Here is a 19,695-nt window from a genome sequence, read left to right on the forward strand (position 1 = left end):
CCGCGCCCGGAATGGCGCGCCGTTCAGGCGGCGACGCGGAAGCGCGACACCGAGTTTTTCAGTTCCTGCGCCAGCATCGACAACTTGTGGATCGACTGCGCCGTTTGCTGCGTGCCGTCCTGGGTCTGCTCCGTCACGCTCAGGATATGCTGGATGTTCAAGGCCACGCCGCTAGCCGAACCGGCCTGCGTGCCAGTGGCGAACGAGATGCCCTGGATCAGCTCAGCGAGGTGTTTCGACACCTGGCTGATGTCGTTCAAGGCAGCGCCGGCCGCATCCGACAGGTGGGCGCCTTCCACTACGCCCTGCGTGGATTTTTCCATCGCGCGGGTGGCGTCCTGGGTGTCGGCCTGAATGGTGCGCACCAGCGCCCCGATCTGCTTGGCAGCGGCGGCCGAGCGTTCGGCCAGGCGCTGCACTTCCTCGGCGACGACCGAAAAGCCGCGCCCCGCCTCGCCGGCCGATGCGGCCTGGATGGCGGCGTTCAGCGCCAGCACGTTGGTCTGCTCGGTGATGTCGGAAATGAGCTCGGTGATTTCGCCGATTTCCTGCGACGATTCGCCCAGGCGCTTGATGCGCTTGGAGGTATCCTGGATCTGCTCGCGGATTTCATGCATGCCCTTGATGGCATTTTCCACCGCCGTCGCCCCCTGCTGCGCCGCCGCCACTGACTGGCGCGCCACGTCGGCCGAGACACTGGCCGACTTCGACACGTCGGTAATCGCATTGGCCATATTGACCACCGTGGCGCTGACGCCCTGAATTTCGCGCGACTGCTGCTGCGAAGCGATCAGCAGCTTGCTGGAAATGCTTTGCGCCTGCGTCGAGGCGCGGTTGACCTGCTCGGCCGTCGCCGTCACGCGCCCCACCAGGCCACGCAATTCCTCGACCGTATAGTTGACGGAATCGGCAATGGCGCCAGTGATATCCTCCGACACGGTGGCCTGCACCGTCAGGTCGCCGTCGGCGACCTTCTGCAATTCGTTCATCAGACGCAGGATGGCTGCCTGGTTTTGCTCATTCTTGGCCTTGGCCTGTTCTTCCTTTTCCTGCGACAGCAGGCGCAAGATTTCCGCTTCCTGGCGTCGCCGCTCGGCGTCGCGGGTGCGGTTGACGGAGTCCTGCAGCAGCACGCGGCCGATGCCGGCTGCCGCGACCAGGGTCAGCAGCACGCCGCCGACCATCATCCAGAAGGCCATGTCCAGCGTTTCCTGGTTCACGTGATACATCTTCTGCAACAGCGTCAAGCGCTGGCGCAAGTCTTCGTTCTCGTTGAAGATCAGCTGTTCGGCGCTTTTGGCAGAACTGAATTTATCCAGACGGTCGAGTATCGCCGAAACCAGTTGCTGGTAAGTGTAGAAACTGGCTTTCAGCGCCAGCAGCCGGTCGCGCAATTCGGTGTCGCGCGTGGGCGCCAATTGCAGCACCACGCTGCCGTTGAGCAAGCCTTCGACGGCGCTACGGAAATAGGTCGTGTCGCGTCCCAGCGAAAATGCCGTTTCCGAGCTGATGCTGCCCGACGACAGGAACTCGCCGGCACTGCGGCTCATGCGCTGGCTCAGCATCATCAAACGGCCGACGACGGCCAGGTCACGCGCATTGCCGCCGCGCTGCACCTTGAGCGCCGCGATTTCCTCGGTCTGGGCCAGCAACGCCGGCGATAGCGCGTTCAATTGCTGCAAGGTCTTGTCAAATTCGCCGAGCTCGGTTTTCAGGCGCAAGATGGTGCTGGCCGCGCGGTCGCTGCTGGCCCACTTCTTGCGCGCGTCGGCCACTGCCGCCAACAGGGCGGCACGCGACTCGCCGATATCGCGGCCGTGATACGTCCCGCCGCGCAGCATCAGGCGGAAATCCTGGTTCAATTCATTGCGGCTTTCCTCGAGCTGGCGGAAGGCTTCAGGATTGCCTTGCACGGCATTGGGCGCAGCCTTGCCGATGCGCTGCGAATGCATCAGCGCATCGCTGGCCAGCTGCGTCTGCGCCGAGGCAATATTGCCGCTGCGCGTATTGAGGCCGACAAACAGCAAGCTGGCGGCCAGGCTCAGGGCCATCAGCGTCGACAGGATGCGCAATTGCTTTTGCAGCGGCAAACGGCCGATCAGCGGCAGCTTCAAGTCGCTGACCGGTGCCGTGGCCAGCGACTTGCGCCGTCCCAGCGCGTCGCGCAGGCGCAGCGGCAGGTCAGCGGCCGATGCCGGCGCCCCAGGCACGTGCCCGGCTTCGGGCATGCCAGCGGCCAGGATAGGAGAATTGGCGCCCATCAGCAAACATCCTTGTGGGCCGCAAGGCCAGCAAAGCCGGCATCGAGGAAGCGTTCCGCTTGCGCCAGTTGCACCAGATCCAGGCGCAGCCAATGCTGCCCTTCGCTGTCGCGCAGTGCTTGCGCCGCCCACGATGGCGCCGCGCGCGGCAGCGTGGCGGGCAAGGGCACCGATTGCATCGTGCGCAACTGGCGCAAGCCCAGTACGCGCTCGACCAGCAGTGCGCAGTTCAGGCCAAGACGGGGAGAAAACGTGATGATGCGGCAGTGATTGCCTGGCGCGCAAGCTGGTTCGCCCATGTAGCGGGCCAGGTCGACGACCCCCGTCAGGCGTCCGCGCATGGCCGCCAAGCCGAGGTACCAGTCCTGCGCCAGCGGCACGCCCTGAATCTGCACGCCGCTAGCGATGACGATTTCACCGAGCTGCGTCAAATCGAGCAGGCACGGCCGGCCACCGAGCATCACGCCCAGTTCCTTGCGCGCTGCCAGCGCACCGCTGCGCGCGGCCTGTATCCGCTCGATCAATTGCAGCTGATACTGGCGCAAGCGCCCCTGCCGCGCACCCGTCTCGCAGGATGACATGACGATAGCGGCGGCCGGCAAGGCCGTTATGGAAGCGCCATGACCTGGCATCGTTTGCATACTCAGGAAATCGCAGCGATCTTGGCCAGCAGCTCGGCTTCGACCACCGGCTTGACCAGGTAATCGCGGGCGCCTTGGCGCAAGCCCCAGATGCGGTCCGTTTCCTGGCTCTTGCTGGAACAGATAAACACCGGCACGTCCTGCAGTTCGGGATCGCGGGCAATCGCGCGCGTGATCTGGAAGCCATTCGCACCGGGCATCACCACGTCCATCAGGATCAGGTCAGGCCTGGCCTGTTTCAGTTGCGCCAACGCGTCGGCACCGTCCTGCGCCGTGACGACGGCATAACCGGCACGCACCAGCATCTCGCTCAGGTAATAGCGTTCTGTCGGCGAGTCATCGACGATCAGAATTGTGTGTATGGCCATCTGCTTCCTTGCTGCGTTGTCAATCAATAAACTACTTACTCAAAATGCCTGGCCAGGTGCAGCCGCACGGCTTCCAGCAGCGCCTCGCGCGTCAGCGGCTTGACCAGGCAAGCGCTGGCGCCTGCCATGGCGCCGCGCGCACGGTCGAACAATCCCTGCTTGGACGACAGCATCAGCACCGGCGTGGCATGAAAAGCCGCACTGGACTTGATCAGCGCACACGTGCGGTAGCCGTCCAGGCGCGGCATCACGATGTCGCACACGATCAACGCCGGCTGGCAGTCGGCGATCTTGGCCAGAGCCACGAAGCCGTCTTCCGCCACCACCACGCGATATCCTGCCTCGCGCAAGACCCTTTCGGCCGCGCTGCGGCTCGTAGCGCTGTCGTCGATCAGCAGTATTGTGACGCTGGCGCACGCGGCATCGGACGGCGCCTCGGGCAGGAAGGGACGCGTCATGTGATTATTCGACAATCTTTCATACGATAGCACAAGCGGCCGCGATACCAGCATGCGGCAGCACCATCCCCGGGGTCTGGATTAATTAAAGCGCCACCATCTCGAAATCATCCTTGCGCGCACCGCATTCGGGACAGGTCCAGTTCATCGGAACATCGGCCCAACGCGTGCCGGGCGCGATGTCTTCGTCGGGTAGGCCGGCCGCCTCGTCATAAACCCAGCCGCAAATAAGACACATCCACGTTTGGAATTGCTGCGTTGTTTCGTTGCTACTCACGTTCTGCCACCCTTCAATCAAGTAAAATGCTGAATTAGGTATCTTAATCTACCCGCCGTGCAAAACCAAACTTCTCCCCTCATATTAAGCTTCGGCGTGTCCGATCCGGTCGGCGCGATCGGCATACAGGCCGACCTGGCCACGTTTTCAGCCTTCGGCTGCCATGGCCTGTCGGTCACCACGGGCCTGTTGATCAGCGATACGGCGCGCGTGGAAGACGTGCAGGCAGTCGACCCGGACTGGGTTTCCGACCAGGCACGCGTGCTGCTGGAAGACATGTCCGTCTCGGCCATCAAGATCGGCGCGCTGGGCAGCGTGGAAAACGTCACGGCCATCGCCGAAATCGTCTCCGACTATCCGAACGTGCCGCTGATCCTCGATCCCTTCATTTCAGCCTTGCCGGAACAGGGCATGGACGACGAAGACATCCTCACTGCGGTGCGCCAGTTGTTGATCCCGCAAACGACCTTGCTGGTGCTCTCGCCGGTAGAACTGGAGCGCCTGGCCGAAACCTGGCGCGATGCCGACCCGGACGATACTTTACAGAACGATGTCGACTACTTGGTCGCCCTGGGCTGCGAATACGTGCTCGTCACCGGCATGCCGGCCAATGCCAGCAAGTCCGGCACGGCCGAAGGCAAGTTGCGCGCCAATACCCTGTTCGGCGAGGACGGCGTGGTGCGCCACGATGAATGGCAACACCTGCCGGGCATCTTCAACGGCGCCGGCAGCACCCTGTCGGCGGCGGCCACCGCCCTCTTGGCGCTGGCTGAAAACGAAGATGATGTGCCGCAGGTGATCGTGGCGGCGCAGGAATTTACTACCGGCGCGCTGGCCCACGCGCAGCGCCACGGCATGGGCAAGCTGGTGCCGAACCGGCAGTTCCAGCAGCAGCGCCAGCGCGCCAGCCAATAAATACAGCAATCAGCACAGATCAGACGACACAGACAACGATCCACTTTCAAGGCACGATTATCATGACGACGACTTCACAGAACGACATCCTGTTTGCCCGCGCACAAAAAACCACGCCAGGCGGCGTCAACTCGCCCGTGCGCGCCTTCCGCTCCGTCGGTGGCACGCCGCGCTTCATCACACGCGCCGAAGGCCCCTACTTCTGGGATGCAGACGGCAAGCGCTATATCGACTACATCGGTTCGTGGGGCCCGGCCATCGTCGGCCACGCCCATCCGGAAGTGGTCAAGGCGGTGCAAGATGCAGCCGCGCTGGGCCTGTCGTTCGGCGCACCGACCGAAGGCGAAGTACTGATGGCCGAGGAAATCACGCGCCTGGTGCCCTCCATCGAGCAAGTGCGCCTGGTATCGTCGGGCACGGAAGCGACCATGAGCGCCCTGCGCCTGGCGCGCGGCGCCACCGGACGCGACAAGATCGTCAAATTCGAAGGCTGCTACCACGGCCACGCCGATTCACTGCTGGTCAAGGCAGGCAGCGGCCTGCTCACCTTCGGCAACCCGACCTCGGCCGGCGTGCCGGAAGATTTCGTCAAGCATACGCTGGTACTCGACTATAACAACGTGGAGCAGCTGAAAGACGCCTTCGACAGCTACGGCGCGCAAATCGCCTGCGTCATCGTCGAACCCGTGGCCGGCAACATGAACCTGGTGAAAGCCACGCCGCAATTTCTGCAGGCGATGCGCGATCTGTGCACGCAGCACGGCGCCCTGCTCATTTTCGATGAGGTCATGTGCGGCTTGCGCGTGGCCCTGGGCGGCGCGCAGGAACTGTACGGCATCAAACCTGATCTCACCGCACTGGGCAAGGTGATAGGCGGCGGCCTGCCGGTGGCGGCCTTCGGTGGCAGCGCGGCGCTGATGCAGCATATGGCACCTCTGGGCGCCGTCTACCAGGCAGGTACCCTGTCGGGCAACCCGGTCGCCGTGGCGGCCGGCATGACGACCTTGAAACTGATCCAGCAGCCAGGCTTTTACGAGCGGCTGGGCGCCACCGCCAAGCGCCTGGCCGAAGGCTTGACTGCCGCCGCAAAAGACGCTGGCGTAGTCTTCTGCGCCGACTACATCGGTGGCATGTTCGGCATTTATTTCAGCGCCACGCCACCGACCAGCTATGCAGAAATGATGGCAGGCGACCGCAGCAAGTTCAATGCCTTCTTCCACGCCATGCTGGACGAAGGCGTGTACTTTGCGCCAGCCGCCTTCGAGGCCGGCTTCGTCTCGGCGCAGCATGACGATGCCGTCATCGACGCCACCATCGCCGCCGCGCGCAAGGTGTTTGCTCAATTAGCGTAAGCGCAATCAGACGGCGGCGGTGTCCGGCACCGCGGCCGTCACGCCCGTGACGCTATCTTGCAGCACCAGGCATCGGCCTGGCGCCATACCGGAGGCGCAAGCTGGCGACGCCAGGACGCAGACGCGTCGCGGCGCAGAAGACTTATTTTAGCCAGCCGCGATGGCGGAAGTACAGGAAGGGCGCGATGGCGCTGGTAATCATCAGACTCCAGGCCCATGGATAGCCGAACGACCATTCCAGTTCCGGCATCAGCTTGAAGTTCATGCCGTACACGCTGGCGATCAAGGTAGGCGGCAAGAAAGCCACGCTGGCCACCGAGAAGATCTTGATGATCTTGTTCTGGTTGATGTTGATGAAACCGACGGTGGCATCCATCAGGAAGTTGATCTTGTCAAACAGGAACGAGGTATGGCCGTCCAGCGATTCGATGTCGCGCAAAATCTGCCGCGCTTCCTCGAACTGCTCGGAATTGAGCAAGCGGCCGCGCATCAGGAAACTCACGGCGCGGCGCGTATCCATCATGTTGCGGCGGATACGCCCATTCAAGTCTTCCTCGTGCGCAATCGCGTTCAACGCTTCGGCGGCGTGCGCATCGGTAAATTCCTTTTGCAGCACACGCGTGCTGACTTCTTCCAGGTTCTGGTAGATGCCTTCGAGCACGTCAGCCGAATATTCGGCGTCGGTGGCGTACAGGTCGAGCAGCACATCCATATAGTCGGCAATCGAGCCTGGCCGCGAACGGGCGCGCATGCGCACCAGGCGGAACACGGGCAAGTCGTCCGTATGCATGGAAAACAGAATCTTGCGGGCCAGAATGAACGCCACGGTAATGACGCGCGACGGACCGTCGTCTTCTTCACGCAAGAAGTCTGTGCGCAGATGCAAGTCGCCGTTTTCCGCTTCGTAATAGCGGGCCGACGCTTCAATATCCTTGACTTCGTCTTCGCCCGGCAGGGTGACGTTGTAGATAGCCTTGACCCAGGCCCGTTCATCATCGGTGGGGTCGGTCAGGTCGACCCACACCGGTTCGGCATTTTCGAGGTCTGCGCGGCTGTCGATCGGCACCTGGTTGAGCCGGCCATTCTGTAATACAAAGACATTGATCATGCGCGCTCTCAGCCGGATGTTGGGTTATCGTGATGTGCTGGCGCTGGCGCCAAAAATGAAAACAGCGCAAGTGTACCCGCAAAGGCCTTTTCACGACCACCCCCCAGCACCGCTTTTTCACGGAAAAAGTGCGGCCTTGCAGCAAGCGTGCCGATTAAGATGCTGCGCCACAATAGTTCTAAAAATACATCATTGATTTTATGAGCACAAATCAGACCGCCATCAAGGCAGTTCGGCCGCCCCCATGCGGCGCAGGATCACGCCCGTGCGCCGGTTCAGGTAGCCCGTATCACGGTGACGGTCATAAAAGCGGGGGTTCGGCAGCATCACGGCCAGCTTCGCTCCCTGCGCCGCACTCAGACCCGCGGCACTGACGTGGTAATAGTGGCGCGCAGCCGCTTCGGCGCCGAAGATGCCGGTGCCAAATTCCACCACGTTCAAATAAATCTCGAAAATGCGCTGCTTCTCCATCAGGCTTTCCAGCATGTAGGTGATGATCAGCTCCTGGCCCTTGCGCACATAGCTGCGCGAACCGGAGAGGAACAGATTCTTCGCCAACTGTTGTGTGATAGTCGAGCCGCCCGCCACAACCTTTTGCTTTTTATTATTCTTTTCGTAGGCCTTTTGCAAAGCCTCCCAGTCTACCCCTTCATGCTCGGAGAAATTCGCATCTTCCGAAGCGATGATGGCCCGTTTCAAGTTGTTCGAGATGCGCTTGTATGGCACCCACGTCTGCTCGATCGCGGCATTCGGATTCTTGTCCTGCAAGACAGACAACTGTTCGCGCATGAAGGCCGTGCTGGACGGATTGTGGTCGACCCACCACCAGATTTGCAGGAAAAAATACAGTTGCACGACGATGAAGGCCAGCACCGGCACGATGAACAGCCACTTGATCCAGCCATAGCGGCTGCCGCTACCACCTTTGCGCGCGCCCTTCTTGCCGACGTTCACAGGCTGCCCCGCAATTGCGCCAGCAAGTGCTGCGTCTGCGGCTGCACGCCGCGCCACACGTAAAACGCTGCCGCCGCCTGCTCGACCAGCATGCCCAAACCATCGCGCACGTGCGCGCCATGCTGTGCGGCAAAGTCCATGAAGACGGTGGGCTGGGCGCCATACATCATGTCCAGCGCCAGCGTGTGGCTGCCGAAGACGTGCGCGGGCACGGGCGGCAAATCGCCCGCCAGGCTGGCCGAGGTGGCATTGATGACGATATCGAAAACACCTTCGGGCAACGCGAAGCCACCGGCACGCAGCTGCTCAGGATGACTCGCCGCATCGGCAAACTGCGCCACCAGCGCCTCGGCCGTGGCCACGCTGCGGTTGGCAATGACCAGTTCCAGCGGCGCCTGCTCCAGCAGCGGCAACACAACGCCGCGCGCCGCACCGCCCGCACCGAGCAACAGTACGCGCTTGCCGGCGATGGCCACGCCCGCATTGCGCACGATGTCGGCCACCAGGCCAGCGCCATCGGTATTGTCGCCAAGAATGGTGTCGCCATCGAAACGCAGGGTGTTGACAGCGCCTGCCGCCCTGGCGCGCGGCGTCAGTTCGCTTGCAAATGCACACGCATCGAGCTTGAATGGCACCGTCACGTTCGCGCCCTTGCCCCCTTCTTCTGCGAAGCTGCGGGCCGCCAGGGCAAAGCCATCGAGCGGCGCCAGCCGGCGTTCATAGGCCATCGCCTGGCCTGTCTGCAGGGCAAAGGCGGCGTGAATCAGCGGGGACTTGCTGTGGGCGATAGGGTTGCCAAATACACAATACTGATCAGGATGAGTCGTTTGCTTGTTCAATTGCTGCCGCCAGTCAGGTTAGCTTCCATTTTTTCTTCGCGGGTAAATTTGAAACGGGTGATGACAACCCACAGGTCATCTTTATCACTCGACAACATATTCGGGGGGAAACGGCCGAACGGCGCCGCGCGGCGCACGATGGCCAGGGCGGCAGCGTCCAGCGCGGGGTTGCCCGAGCTTTTCTCCACGCGGGCGCCACCTTCCACCTGGTAAATCGTGCCGTCCTGGAAGACGGGAATGTATACGACCAGTTCGCCATACATCTTGCGGCCATTCTTTTGCGGGAAATTCAGGGTACCGATTTCCTCGATACGCTTTTGCAAGGTCTTGTAATACATGGCATAACCAACCTCCTGCGTGCTGGGCGTAATGAAGGTCTTGCGGGGACGCTTGTTCTGGTCTTCCACGGTCTGGCTGATCTCGGCAGCCATGCGCGCGATGGCCTTGCTGCTTTCCATCAAATCCGCACCGCTGGCCAAGGGATTGGGCTTGTCCTTTTCCGTGACGGGCGCGGCGCTGTAAGGGGTAGCCTTGGCCGTCTGCGTCAGCAGTTCCTGCTGCTTCTGCTCCAACTCGGCGATGCGCCGGGCGCTGGCCTTGACGCTGTCGCCCTCATCGACCTTGCGCATGTCGGGCAAGGGCGACTTGGCGCGGCCCTTGTCGGCCTGGCCACCGCCATCGAGATTGGCTTGCGCCAGGGCCTCGGCCTGCAGCGGTTTATTGGCATGCTTGGCATTGACCAGTATCACTTCCAGGCCGGGATCCGTGGCCACCGCACGCTGCGGGGCAGGCGCGACAAAATGCATCGCCAGCAAGACGCCGTGCGCCAGCAGCGATACCGCCACGGCGATCATCAAGAAACGATACTCTCGGAAAGACTTCACGCGCAACCCAGTTCGCAACAAGCACAAAATGTGCTCAATTCTACGTCAAAGGGCGGTGCCGGCAACAGTTTTCAGCACCGCCTTGTGGCCTGACGGCGGCTTTACTTGAGCTCAGGCTCGCTGACCACGTCTTCGCTGAGCAGTTGCGCCACTTGCGCATCGGCGTCGCTGACCTGGTTCGCCGCTTCCGGCGAGGCTACGGCCGCCACGTCAGCGTCTTCGGCGTCTTCGGCGTCTTGATCACCCGCCTCTTCCTCGTAGTCGAGTGCGGCATCGGTCGCCGCATCGGGCGCGGCGGCGATTTCCAGCAGGCGCGCTTCGATGCTCAGGTCGACCTCATCCCAGCGCAGCAAGTCCAGCTTCACCTGGGCGCCGCGCGCCACCGCTGGCATGCCCGGCAGCTTGATGACCAGCGGAATGTCGACCAGACGCAGGATTTCATCTTTCAGCACGACAGCATCGACCTGACGCGCATTTTCCTGGTGCAGCCAGCGCAAGCACCAGTAGCGTTCCATGTTCGACTGGAAATCGCCATACGCCGCATACGCTGCGTCAAACGCCGAGACGATGGCGAACAGGTTGGCGTCACGCGGCTTGAACGGCGCCACCAGGGGTGCCGTCACGCCATGCTCGGCGCAGGCAATGATTTGCCATTGGTTCACCAAGTCCGTATAGCGGCGCAAGGGCGAGGTGCTCCACGCATATTGATCGACGCCCAGGCCCTGGTGCGGCGCCGCATGGGTGACCATGCGCACCTGCATCTTTGCCGCCCAGCTATTGCCGCTGCCGCCACCCTGGCTGCGATAGATGCCAGGCACGCCGTGCTCGTGCAGCATCTTGCCCCAGCTGCTGTTAGCAAAAATCATCAGTTCAGCGACGATCTTGTCGAGCGGCGCACCACGCTTGCGGCGGGCCACGGTGACGACATCGTTTTCCACATAGAAGTTGAAATCGACGCGGTTATTCTGTTCCGGCTTCAGGCCAAACGCTTCGCGTTTCTTCATGCGGCCCTGCTCCAATTGCTGCGCCCATTGCCACAGCACGGCAAAATCAGCCTTGTGCGGGTACTCGCCCTCGCCGCTGGCCAGGGTTTCTTCGTTGACCAGGTCGTCGAGCTGGTTATGCCGCAAATTGCTGGCAATCGGCACCAGCTCGGCGCGCGTCTGCGTGCTGACCACGGCCCAGTCGGCTTTCGGGTCCAGCGTCGCGTACAGCGACAGGGCCGGGCAGGTCGTGCCTTCCGCGAGCGTGAAAGCCTGCACGATTTCGTCGGGCAGCATGGTGATCTTGTCGCCCGGCATGTAGACGGTCGACATGCGCTGGCGCGCCATCTTGTCGATCACATCATCCGGGCGTATGCCCAGGCCCGGCGCGGCGATATGTATGCCCACTTTCACGGTACCATCGGGCAGCGTCTGCACGGAGAAGGCATCGTCGATCTCGGTAGTGGTCACGTCGTCGATCGAGAAGGCGGCCACGTCGGCCAGCGGCAGTTTGGCCGTCACGGCAGGCACAGGCACGCTCGGGAAGCCGGCACCCTTGGGGAAATTTTCGAAGAGGAATTTCGACAGGTGCAAGTCTTTCGGCGACGTCATGCCACCGACGGCCAGCATCAGGCGCGGCGGCGTGGTGTGCAACTCGGTGCAGGCCGCTTCCAGCGCCTTGTATTCGATGGTGTTCTTGTCGGGCTTGAACAACAGTTGCAGCACCATGGGCTGCATCGAGGCGGGCAAGCGGTTCTGTTTCAGTTCTTCCACATACGCCGCTTGCACCAGCGCCTGCTGCTTTTTCTTTTCGATGCCGGCCAATGCCGCCTTCAAGGACGCTTCCGGCGCCGCCTTGTAGCGGCCACGGCCCTTTTTGTAAAAATACACGGGTGCCGAATGCAGGGCCAGGATCAGGCCGGCCGCTTCCGGCGGCAAGGGAGCGTGGCCGAAATACTCGGTGCCCAGCTCGACAAAGCCGAACTCGTCTTCGCCCGCCACTTCCCACAGGAAATCGAGGTCGATATCCACAGCGAGGGCCTTGGCTTGCTCGAGCAGCTCGGCCGGGGCCGGCTTTTCATACTGCAGCAACACATCCTTGATCTTGACCTTGGTGCGCTTGCCGCTGGCCATTTCCACTTGATACGCCTCACCCGCTTGTGACAGGACCGTGCCGACCTTGAAATCGCCGGATTCTTCAAAAAATAGATTCATTATTATGCTTTGTTTATTAATGTGTCGGTTGCAACGGTGCGAGTGAACGATGTCAACTCTAGCACCGCCGGCAAAAATACTTCAGTTACCAGCAGCAATCCCTGGTGACGCTGATACAGGCAGCGGCGGGCAAAAAACAGCGCCTTCTCGTCGACGCCCTGCCCGTCCCGTGCCAGCGCTGCCTGCACCCGCTGCACCAGCGGGTGGCTGGCGCGCAAGCGGGCAAATTCCAGCCTGCCACGGCGCACCATGCGGTCACCGAACAGCGTCGTGCCCAGCGAGCGCTCGCCCAGCGCGGAAAACAAAGGCCAGTCCGTGGCCGTCGCCTGCATGGGCACGACGGTATGGCCAAACACGGCCGGCCTGTTATCACAACGCAACAACACTTCGCGCTCCCATACGCGGCCCGCGCGGTGTAGACCGATGATGGCGGCCTCGTCATTCAGGCAACGCGCCGTTTCCTGATGCAAACATTGCACGCGAAATGCCTGGCTGTGCGCTTTCAACTTGGCCGTCAGCGAGCCGCCAGCCGTGAGCCAGTGGCGCAAGGCGGCCGGCGCATGGACGGCGTTGACGTGCGCATGCCATTGCGCCTGGCGCAGCGAACCGGGCCTCACCGGGCGGCGTCCGCAGTGATACCGCAAAATGCCAGCACGGGTGCCAGGTAATCAGAAAATTCGCTGATGCCATGGTCGCTGCCATCGATGACGCACTGCTGCGCCCCCGGATAATGCGCCACCATGTCGCGGTAGTCGAGCACTTCATCGCCGCTGGCGGCAATCAGGAAGTAGCGTTGTGGTTGAGTAATTTCCGCTACGGCAAACGCACGCAGTTCGTCGATATACTCGCGCTTGAACTCGAATGGCTGGTCCGAATGGAACTCGGTCGTCACGCCCACATGCTGCTCCAGGTCGATCAGGGGCACGATGGCAGGATTCAGCAGCACGGCGCGGCAGCCGAGTTGCTCGGCCAGCCAGGTGGCGTAATAGCCACCCAGCGAGGAGCCGATGATCGTCAACTCGCCCGGCGCCACGTCCTTGACCAGCATCAAGGCCAGCTCGATGGCCAGCTTGGGCGAGGCCGGCAATTGCGGACATAGCCACTCTGCCTCGCGGCCCAGCGCCTGCATCTGCGCGGCCAGCAGGCGCGACTTCATCGACAGGGGCGACGAACGAAATCCGTGCAGGTACAGAATCATCGGCCCAGGGCTTCCAGCAATTTCTGGTGCACGCCGCCAAAGCCGCCGTTGCTCATGACGACGATCTGGTCGCCCGGACGGGCGCTCGCTGCCACGGCGGCGACCAGGGTATCGATATCTTCATAGACGCTGGCAATCTTGCCCAGCGGCGCCAGCGCGTCGCCCAGGCTCCAGCCCAGCGCAGCATGGCTGCCGAAACCGAAGACCAGGTCGGCATCGTTCAGGCTGCCCGGCAGCGCATCTTTCATGGCGCCCAGCTTCATGGTGTTCGAACGTGGCTCCAGCACGGCCAGGATGCGGCCGCTTTTGCCGGCGATTTGGCGTATTTTTTGACGCAGCCCGCCCACCGTGGTGGCGATGGCCGTCGGATGATGGGCGAAATCGTCATATACGGTAATGTTGTTGACCACGCCGCGCACTTCCATGCGGCGCTTGACGCTATCGAACCTGGCCAGCGCGGCGCACGCCTGGGCAATAGGCACGCCCACGTGGCGCGCGGCGGCGATGGCCGCCAGCGCATTGCTGCGGTTGTGCTTGCCCGTGAGCGCCCACGCCACATGGCCTGCCTGCTGGCCATTGAAATAGACGTCGAAACTGCCATCGCTCTGTTCTTGCAATTGCCAGTTGGCATCCTGGCCAAAACTTTCCGTTTCACTCCAGCAACCACGCGCCAGCACACGCTGCAGCGACGCTTCGTCGCCGTTGAAGACCAGGCGGCCGATGCCGGGCACGGTGCGTGCCAGATGGTGGAATTGCGTCTCGATCGCGTGCAGATCGGGGAAGATGTCGGCGTGATCATATTCCAGGTTATTCATGATGGCCGTCTTCGCGTGGTAATGCACGAACTTGCTGCGCTTGTCGAAGAAGGCCGTATCGTATTCATCGGCTTCGATGACGAAGAAGTCCGAATCGACGCTCTTGCCGTCGATCTTGCCGCTGAGGCGGGCGGAAATGCCAAAGTTCATCGGCACGCCACCGATCAGGAAACCGGGCGCGTAGCCGGCGTCTTCGAGGATCCAGGCCAGCATGGCAGACGTGGTCGTCTTGCCATGCGTGCCGGCCACGGCCAGCACCCACCGATTGCGCAAGATATGTTCGCCTATCCACTGCGGGCCGGAGACATAGGGCAAGCTGCGGTTGAGGATTTCTTCCACCAGCGCGTTGCCGCGCGAAACCACATTGCCAATCACATACAAATCCGGATTGAGCTTGGTTTGTTGCGGATCAAAACCCTGGATCAGTTCGATTCCCTGCGATTCCAGCTGGGTGCTCATCGGCGGATAGACGTTGGCATCGCAACCGGTAACTTTGTGACCAGCCTCCTTGGCCAGCACGGCCAGGCCGCCCATGAAGGTACCGCAAATGCCGAGAATATGAATATGCATGTGATCAGTGCGAAGGTGCACGCTTAGTAAGTAAGACGGTGAAATAAAAAACAGCAAGTACGCGATTTTACCTGACGCCATGACTTTTCCCGCTTCGGAGTATCATCATGCGCATGACGAACGATGCATTTGACGATAGCGCCCAGTTGCGCCTGGAAATCGCTGCCGCTGCCGCGCGCCTCGTGGCGCACGATGGCGCCGACTATGGCAGTGCCAAGCGCAAGGCGGCGCGGCAGATACTCGGCGATGCGCCGAACTTGGCCAATGTACTACCTGACAACGATATGATCGAGGCACAGGTGCGGCAATACAATGCCCTGTTCCTGGCCGACAGCCAGCCGGCGCGCCTGTTCCAGTTGCGCACGATCGCGCTGCAGGTCATGCAAGCGTTGCAACAATTTCATCCCCTGCTCAGCGGGCCCGTGCTGAACGGTACGGCTGGCCCCCACGACGAGATCTACTTGCAGCTGTTTGCCGAGAGCGCCAAAGAAATCCACATCTTCCTGTTGAATAAAAATGTCGTGCTCGACATGTCGGAAAGCCCGCATTTCAAAGGAGCGCGTTATGATGCGGTCGAGACGGCCAGTTTCTTATGGAAAAATGAGGGCGTGCACGCAGCCATGTATGAACTCGACGACATGCGCGGCGCCCTGAAAGCGAAAGCCGATGGAAAAGTGCTGCGCACCGATATCACCGGGCTGCGCAGCCTGCTGGCCGCCAGCCTCGCCGATGGCGTGCCGGCTGCCGACTAATATTGATATAGATAAAGTTATGACAAAAAAGAATTGGATCGCCTGCGCCATCGTGGCGCTGATGTTCGGCGGCATGGGTGCCTACGTCGGCTTGAGCAAGGAAAAAAAGAAAGACACGGGACCGCAGACGACAACCATCGCGCCAGGCGCGACGGGCCCCGTCAAGGAACTGTATGCGCTGTCACTGCCGGACGCGACTGGCGCCACGCAAGCCTTGTCGCAATGGAAAGGCAAGAATTTGCTGGTCAATTTTTGGGCGCCGTGGTGCCCTCCTTGCGTGGAAGAAATGCCGGAGTTATCCGAAGTACAAGGGCACTATGCGGCGAAAAACCTGCAAATCATCGGCATTGGTGTCGATTCAGCAAGTAACATTGCCACTTTTTCCAACAAAGTCAAGATCGCCTATCCGGTGTATGTTGCCGGCCTGAGCGGTACCGACTTGTCGCGTCATTTCGGCAATGCCACGGGCGGTTTGCCCTTTACGGTGCTGATCGGCGCCGATGGCGAAGTCAAAAAGACCTATCTGGGCCGCTTGAAATTTGATCAGTTACGTGCCGATCTGGATAAATTGTAAATTCGGAGCGTGCTTTTTTCTCTTGCCAATGCGTATCTTTGGCGGCAAAATGCGGAACTTTCGCTAAAACGGTCTTCCATACATGGCAAAAAACCTCCTTCTGCTCAACGGTCCCAACCTCAATTTGCTGGGAACGCGCGAGCCTGAGGTCTACGGCGCCAGCACCTTGGCCGATATCGAGCAGGCAGCAATGGCGCAAGCCATGGCCGCTGGTGCCGACCTGGTCTGCTTTCAAAGCAACCATGAAGGCGCACTGATCGACCGCATCCACGCTGCGCGAGCCGAAGGGATCGATGCCATCGTCATCAATCCGGGCGGCCTGACCCATACCAGCGTTGCCTTGCGCGATGCGCTGGCCGGGGTCGCCATACCGTTCGTGGAAGTCCATATCTCGAATATTTATCAACGCGAAACGTTTCGACATCACTCATTTCTCAGCGCGATCGCGCAGGGAACGATCTGCGGCCTGGGATTCGATGGATATCGGTTTGCCATCGACTTTGCGCTTAAAAAACGTTAATCTACGCGATCTGCACGCATTTAGCGCGGCGATAGGTTCTGGACATCACCGCATCACTCATAAAACAAACTACATTCCTAGGGGTTTTACATGGATCTACGAAAACTCAAGACCTTGATCGACCTGGTCGCCGAATCGGATATCGCAGAGCTGGAAGTGACCGAAGGCGAAAGCAAGGTTCGCATCGTCAAATCGTCGGCCATGCCGCAAAACCAGATGGTCATGATGCAGCCGCAAGGCATGCAAGCCCACTACCAGCCAGCCGCACCAGCTGCCGCGCCCGCTGCCGTCGTGGTGGCCGCCGAGCCAACGGGCTATGTGGTCAAGTCGCCCATGGTCGGCACCTTCTACCGCTCCTCCGCTCCTGGCAGCGCCGCCTATGTTGAAGTGGGCGCTACCGTCAAGGAAGGTGATACCCTGTGCATCATCGAAGCGATGAAGCTGCTCAATGAAATCGACTCCGATAAAGCCGGTGTCGTGACCCAGATCCTGGTCGAAAACGGCCAACCGGTCGAATTCGGTCAACCCTTGTTTGTGATCGGCTAAAACCCAGTCCACACGGCCGGCAACGGCCGTTTGCAGTTTTAGCCCCTCACACTTGTTGTTTCGCCGGCTCGCCGGCTCTCACAGACATACGCGAACCTACCATGTTTGAAAAAATCCTGATTGCCAACCGTGGTGAAATTGCCCTCCGTATTCAGCGCGCCTGCCGCGAAATGGGCATCAAAACGGTTGTAGTCCACTCCGAAGCCGACAAGGACGCAAAATACGTCAAGCTGGCCGACGAATCCGTTTGTATCGGCCCGGCACAGTCGTCCCTGAGCTATCTGAACATGCCCGCCATCATCAGCGCCGCTGAAGTGACGGATGCGCAAGCGATTCACCCAGGCTATGGCTTCCTGTCGGAAAATGCCGACTTTGCCGAACGCGTCGAGAAATCGGGCTTCGTCTTCATCGGCCCGCGCTCCGAATCGATCCGTTTGATGGGCGACAAAGTGTCGGCCAAGCAAACCATGATCAAGGCTGGCGTACCCTGCGTTCCCGGCTCGGAAGGCGCGTTGCCGGATGATCCAAAAGCGATCGTGCAAATTGCCCGCAAGGTCGGCTACCCGGTCATCATCAAGGCTGCCGGTGGCGGTGGCGGACGCGGCATGCGCGTGGTGCACACGGAAGCGGCCCTGATCAACGCCGTGGCGATGACCAAGACGGAAGCCGGCACGGCTTTCGGCAACCCTGAAGTGTATATGGAGAAGTACCTGGAAAATCCGCGCCACGTGGAAATCCAGATCCTTGCCGACGAACACAAGAACGCCGTCTGGCTGGGCGAGCGCGACTGCTCCATGCAGCGCCGCCACCAGAAAGTGATCGAAGAAGCGCCGGCACCGGGCATCCCACGCAAGCTGATCGAAAAAATTGGCGACCGTTGCGCCGAAGCTTGCCGCAAGATCGGCTATCGCGGCGCCGGCACGTTTGAATTCCTGTACGAAAACGGCGAGTTCTATTTCATTGAAATGAATACCCGTGTGCAAGTGGAGCATCCGGTCACCGAAATGATCACCGGCATCGATATCGTGCAAGAGCAGATCCGCATCGCCGCTGGCGAAAAACTGCGTTTCCGCCAGCGTGACGTCTTGCTGTCAGGCCACGCCATCGAGTGCCGCATCAATGCCGAAGATCCATTCAAGTTCACGCCATCGCCAGGCAAGATCGTCTCTTGGCACGCGCCGGGCGGCCCCGGCATCCGCGTCGACTCGCACGCCTATGCCGGCTACTACGTGCCACCCCACTACGACTCGATGATCGGCAAAGTGATCGCTTACGGCGCCACGCGCGAGCAAGCAATCCGCCGCATGCAGATCGCCCTGTCCGAAATGGTGGTCGAAGGCATCAGCACGAATATTGCCCTGCACCGCGAACTGATGATCGATGCGCGCTTTATCGAAGGCGGCACCAACATTCACTATCTGGAACAGAAACTGGCCGACATGCCGGACCTGGGCAAGAACCTCAATGGTGGCAGCCCCAGCATCGCCAAGAAATCTGAAATCAAGGCGGGCGCATGAGCTGGACAGAAATCGTCATAGAAATCGCGCGTGACAATGCCGAAGCCATGTCTGACGCGTTGATGGAAGCCGGCGCCCTGTCGGTCTCGGTGGAAGACGCCGATGAAGGCACGGATGCCGAGCAGCCCCTGTTTGGCGAGCCCGGCATGGAACCGAAGGAAGCGGCGTGGGAACGCAGCCGCGTGGTGGCGCTGACCGACGTCGACGCCGACCAGGCCGCAATCGTGGCTGCCGCAGCCGAAGCTATCGGCATGGCAACGGCACCAGCGTTCACCATGCGCCCCGTGGAAGAGCAGGACTGGGTGCGTCTGACCCAGTCGCAATTCGCGCCGATTCACATCGGCAAGAATATCTGGGTTGTGCCCAGCTGGCACGAGGCACCGGATCCTGCCGGCCTGATCCTGGAACTGGACCCGGGCCTGGCCTTCGGCACGGGTAGCCATCCGACCACGCGCCTGTGCATGGAGTGGCTGGAAGCGCATCCTGCCCCGGGCAAGAGCGTGCTTGACTACGGCTGCGGCTCCGGCATCCTGGCCATGGTGGCCAAGAAGCTGGGCGCGCAAACAGTGGCGGGCGTCGATATCGACCCGCAAGCGATCGAATCGGCGCGCGACAATGCCGAACGCAACCAGTGCGAGATCGAATATTTCTTGCCAGACACGTTTGCCACGTCGGCACACGCCACGGCAAAATTTGACATCGTCGTCGCCAATATTCTGTCGAGTCCATTGCAGCTGATGGCACCGATGCTCTCTGGCAGAGTTGCCGACGGTGGCGCTCTGATCCTGTCCGGCGTGCTGGCACGCCAGGTGGAAGAAGTGACGGCTGCCTACGCACCGTTCATCGCGCTGGGTGTCTGGGCCGAGCAAGATGGCTGGGTGGCCCTGCATGGCAGCCTGGGTAGCACGCAAGCGCCTGCGCCCCGCGCGGAAGGTGCATAAGCACAGC

The 19,695-nt window shown here is 61.2% G+C and carries 21 protein-coding genes; 8 read left to right on the forward strand and 13 right to left on the reverse strand.

Translation table 11 applies throughout. From position 1 onward, the window contains the following. Positions 1-23: 23 nt before the first annotated feature. The 5 genes from H4V96_RS18315 to H4V96_RS18335 form a co-directional block, all read right to left on the reverse strand. Positions 24-2,261, reverse strand: coding sequence for a methyl-accepting chemotaxis protein (locus tag H4V96_RS18315; RefSeq protein WP_196855006.1), 2,238 nt, complete (start codon positions 2,259-2,261; stop codon positions 24-26). Further along, positions 2,261-2,902, reverse strand: a complete 642-nt coding sequence (locus tag H4V96_RS18320; protein WP_196855005.1) for a chemotaxis protein CheW — start codon at positions 2,900-2,902, stop codon at positions 2,261-2,263. The genes H4V96_RS18315 and H4V96_RS18320 overlap by 1 nt, the downstream gene beginning before the upstream one ends. Positions 2,903-2,904: 2 nt before the next feature. Continuing rightward, positions 2,905-3,270, reverse strand: a complete 366-nt coding sequence (locus tag H4V96_RS18325) for a response regulator (RefSeq protein WP_010401305.1) — start codon at positions 3,268-3,270, stop codon at positions 2,905-2,907. Between the two features lie 35 nt (positions 3,271-3,305). Beyond that, on the reverse strand, positions 3,306-3,728 hold the full coding sequence (locus H4V96_RS18330) for a response regulator (protein WP_010401307.1): 423 nt from the start codon (positions 3,726-3,728) through the stop codon (positions 3,306-3,308). Between the two features lie 85 nt (positions 3,729-3,813). Further along, positions 3,814-3,966 carry a rubredoxin gene (locus tag H4V96_RS18335; protein ID WP_010401308.1) on the reverse strand — a complete coding sequence of 51 codons (153 nt, stop codon included), beginning with the start codon at positions 3,964-3,966 and terminating at the stop codon, positions 3,814-3,816. 96 nt (positions 3,967-4,062) lie between these two features. Between H4V96_RS18335 and H4V96_RS18340 the strand changes: the two genes are divergently transcribed. Both H4V96_RS18340 and hemL read left to right on the forward strand, forming a co-directional pair. Next, entirely contained in the window at positions 4,063-4,920 is an 858-nt protein-coding gene (locus H4V96_RS18340) for a hydroxymethylpyrimidine/phosphomethylpyrimidine kinase (protein WP_029496667.1), read from the forward strand. A gap of 62 nt (positions 4,921-4,982) precedes the next feature. After that, positions 4,983-6,272, forward strand: coding sequence for a glutamate-1-semialdehyde 2,1-aminomutase (hemL, locus tag H4V96_RS18345; RefSeq protein ID WP_196855004.1), 1,290 nt, complete (start codon positions 4,983-4,985; stop codon positions 6,270-6,272). A 142-nt stretch (positions 6,273-6,414) separates the two neighbouring features. Here the strand turns inward: hemL and corA are convergent, their stop codons facing one another. From corA to mpl, 8 genes are all read right to left on the reverse strand, one after another. Further along, entirely contained in the window at positions 6,415-7,380 is a 966-nt protein-coding gene (gene corA / locus H4V96_RS18350; RefSeq protein ID WP_010401315.1) for a magnesium/cobalt transporter CorA, read from the reverse strand. 222 nt (positions 7,381-7,602) lie between these two features. Beyond that, entirely contained in the window at positions 7,603-8,334 is a 732-nt protein-coding gene (mtgA, locus tag H4V96_RS18355) for a monofunctional biosynthetic peptidoglycan transglycosylase (protein ID WP_280721101.1), read from the reverse strand. Then, positions 8,331-9,173, reverse strand: a complete 843-nt coding sequence (aroE, locus tag H4V96_RS18360) for a shikimate dehydrogenase (protein ID WP_070346226.1) — start codon at positions 9,171-9,173, stop codon at positions 8,331-8,333. Before aroE ends, mtgA begins: the two co-directional genes overlap by 4 nt. Beyond that, positions 9,170-10,027 (reverse strand): energy transducer TonB, encoded by an 858-nt coding sequence (locus H4V96_RS18365; RefSeq protein WP_196855082.1) that lies wholly within the window; start codon positions 10,025-10,027, stop codon positions 9,170-9,172. The genes aroE and H4V96_RS18365 overlap by 4 nt, the downstream gene beginning before the upstream one ends. Before the next feature lie 131 nt (positions 10,028-10,158). Next, positions 10,159-12,255 (reverse strand): RNB domain-containing ribonuclease, encoded by a 2,097-nt coding sequence (locus H4V96_RS18370; protein ID WP_196855003.1) that lies wholly within the window; start codon positions 12,253-12,255, stop codon positions 10,159-10,161. A gap of 2 nt (positions 12,256-12,257) precedes the next feature. Continuing rightward, positions 12,258-12,872 carry a chorismate lyase gene (locus H4V96_RS18375; protein WP_010401323.1) on the reverse strand — a complete coding sequence of 205 codons (615 nt, stop codon included), beginning with the start codon at positions 12,870-12,872 and terminating at the stop codon, positions 12,258-12,260. Then, the gene (locus H4V96_RS18380; protein WP_010401325.1) at positions 12,869-13,453 is read right to left on the reverse strand and encodes a YqiA/YcfP family alpha/beta fold hydrolase; all 585 of its coding nucleotides are present in this window, start codon (positions 13,451-13,453) and stop codon (positions 12,869-12,871) included. Before H4V96_RS18380 ends, H4V96_RS18375 begins: the two co-directional genes overlap by 4 nt. After that, the gene (gene mpl, locus H4V96_RS18385; RefSeq protein WP_196855002.1) at positions 13,450-14,838 is read right to left on the reverse strand and encodes a UDP-N-acetylmuramate:L-alanyl-gamma-D-glutamyl-meso-diaminopimelate ligase; all 1,389 of its coding nucleotides are present in this window, start codon (positions 14,836-14,838) and stop codon (positions 13,450-13,452) included. The genes H4V96_RS18380 and mpl overlap by 4 nt, the downstream gene beginning before the upstream one ends. Before the next feature lie 113 nt (positions 14,839-14,951). On the opposite strand from mpl, the gene H4V96_RS18390 reads away from it, so the two are divergent. The 6 genes from H4V96_RS18390 to prmA all read left to right on the forward strand — a co-directional run bounded on the left by H4V96_RS18390 (position 14,952) and on the right by prmA (position 19,688). Next, positions 14,952-15,590, forward strand: coding sequence for a hypothetical protein (locus H4V96_RS18390; protein WP_196855081.1), 639 nt, complete (start codon positions 14,952-14,954; stop codon positions 15,588-15,590). Positions 15,591-15,609: 19 nt separating this feature from the next. Then, on the forward strand, positions 15,610-16,164 hold the full coding sequence (locus tag H4V96_RS18395; RefSeq protein ID WP_196855001.1) for a TlpA disulfide reductase family protein: 555 nt from the start codon (positions 15,610-15,612) through the stop codon (positions 16,162-16,164). Positions 16,165-16,246: 82 nt separating this feature from the next. After that, entirely contained in the window at positions 16,247-16,684 is a 438-nt protein-coding gene (aroQ, locus tag H4V96_RS18400) for a type II 3-dehydroquinate dehydratase (RefSeq protein WP_010401332.1), read from the forward strand. Between the two features lie 90 nt (positions 16,685-16,774). Next, entirely contained in the window at positions 16,775-17,230 is a 456-nt protein-coding gene (accB, locus tag H4V96_RS18405) for an acetyl-CoA carboxylase biotin carboxyl carrier protein (RefSeq protein WP_010401333.1), read from the forward strand. A 101-nt stretch (positions 17,231-17,331) separates the two neighbouring features. Next, on the forward strand, positions 17,332-18,747 hold the full coding sequence (gene accC, locus H4V96_RS18410) for an acetyl-CoA carboxylase biotin carboxylase subunit (protein ID WP_010401334.1): 1,416 nt from the start codon (positions 17,332-17,334) through the stop codon (positions 18,745-18,747). Beyond that, complete coding sequence (gene prmA / locus H4V96_RS18415; RefSeq protein ID WP_070346224.1) at positions 18,744-19,688, forward strand: 50S ribosomal protein L11 methyltransferase; 945 nt, start codon at positions 18,744-18,746, stop codon at positions 19,686-19,688. Before accC ends, prmA begins: the two co-directional genes overlap by 4 nt. Positions 19,689-19,695 lie beyond the last annotated feature (7 nt).

The sequence above is a fragment of the Janthinobacterium sp. CG_23.4 genome (assembly GCF_029892305.1).
Taxonomy (GTDB): Bacteria; Pseudomonadota; Gammaproteobacteria; order Burkholderiales; family Burkholderiaceae_D; genus Janthinobacterium; species Janthinobacterium lividum_D.

Bases quoted from the DNA above. Each gene is read 5' to 3' on its own strand.
- H4V96_RS18365 (WP_196855082.1), bottom strand. From the start codon at position 10,027: ATGATCGCCGTGGCGGTATCGCTGCTGGCGCACGGCGTCTTGCTGGCG.
- H4V96_RS18370 (WP_196855003.1), bottom strand. From the start codon at position 12,255: ATGAATCTATTTTTTGAAGAATCCGGCGATTTCAAGGTCGGCACGGTC.
- H4V96_RS18395 (WP_196855001.1), top strand. From the start codon at position 15,610: ATGACAAAAAAGAATTGGATCGCCTGCGCCATCGTGGCGCTGATGTTC.
- accC (WP_010401334.1), top strand. From the start codon at position 17,332: ATGTTTGAAAAAATCCTGATTGCCAACCGTGGTGAAATTGCCCTCCGT.
- prmA (WP_070346224.1), top strand. From the start codon at position 18,744: ATGAGCTGGACAGAAATCGTCATAGAAATCGCGCGTGACAATGCCGAA.
- mpl (WP_196855002.1), bottom strand. From the start codon at position 14,838: ATGCATATTCATATTCTCGGCATTTGCGGTACCTTCATGGGCGGCCTG.
- H4V96_RS18390 (WP_196855081.1), top strand. From the start codon at position 14,952: ATGACGAACGATGCATTTGACGATAGCGCCCAGTTGCGCCTGGAAATC.
- hemL (WP_196855004.1), top strand. From the start codon at position 4,983: ATGACGACGACTTCACAGAACGACATCCTGTTTGCCCGCGCACAAAAA.
- H4V96_RS18330 (WP_010401307.1), bottom strand. From the start codon at position 3,728: ATGACGCGTCCCTTCCTGCCCGAGGCGCCGTCCGATGCCGCGTGCGCC.
- H4V96_RS18325 (WP_010401305.1), bottom strand. From the start codon at position 3,270: ATGGCCATACACACAATTCTGATCGTCGATGACTCGCCGACAGAACGC.
- H4V96_RS18315 (WP_196855006.1), bottom strand. From the start codon at position 2,261: ATGGGCGCCAATTCTCCTATCCTGGCCGCTGGCATGCCCGAAGCCGGG.
- corA (WP_010401315.1), bottom strand. From the start codon at position 7,380: ATGATCAATGTCTTTGTATTACAGAATGGCCGGCTCAACCAGGTGCCG.
- H4V96_RS18380 (WP_010401325.1), bottom strand. From the start codon at position 13,453: ATGATTCTGTACCTGCACGGATTTCGTTCGTCGCCCCTGTCGATGAAG.
- H4V96_RS18320 (WP_196855005.1), bottom strand. From the start codon at position 2,902: ATGCAAACGATGCCAGGTCATGGCGCTTCCATAACGGCCTTGCCGGCC.
- aroQ (WP_010401332.1), top strand. From the start codon at position 16,247: ATGGCAAAAAACCTCCTTCTGCTCAACGGTCCCAACCTCAATTTGCTG.
- accB (WP_010401333.1), top strand. From the start codon at position 16,775: ATGGATCTACGAAAACTCAAGACCTTGATCGACCTGGTCGCCGAATCG.
- H4V96_RS18335 (WP_010401308.1), bottom strand. From the start codon at position 3,966: ATGTGTCTTATTTGCGGCTGGGTTTATGACGAGGCGGCCGGCCTACCC.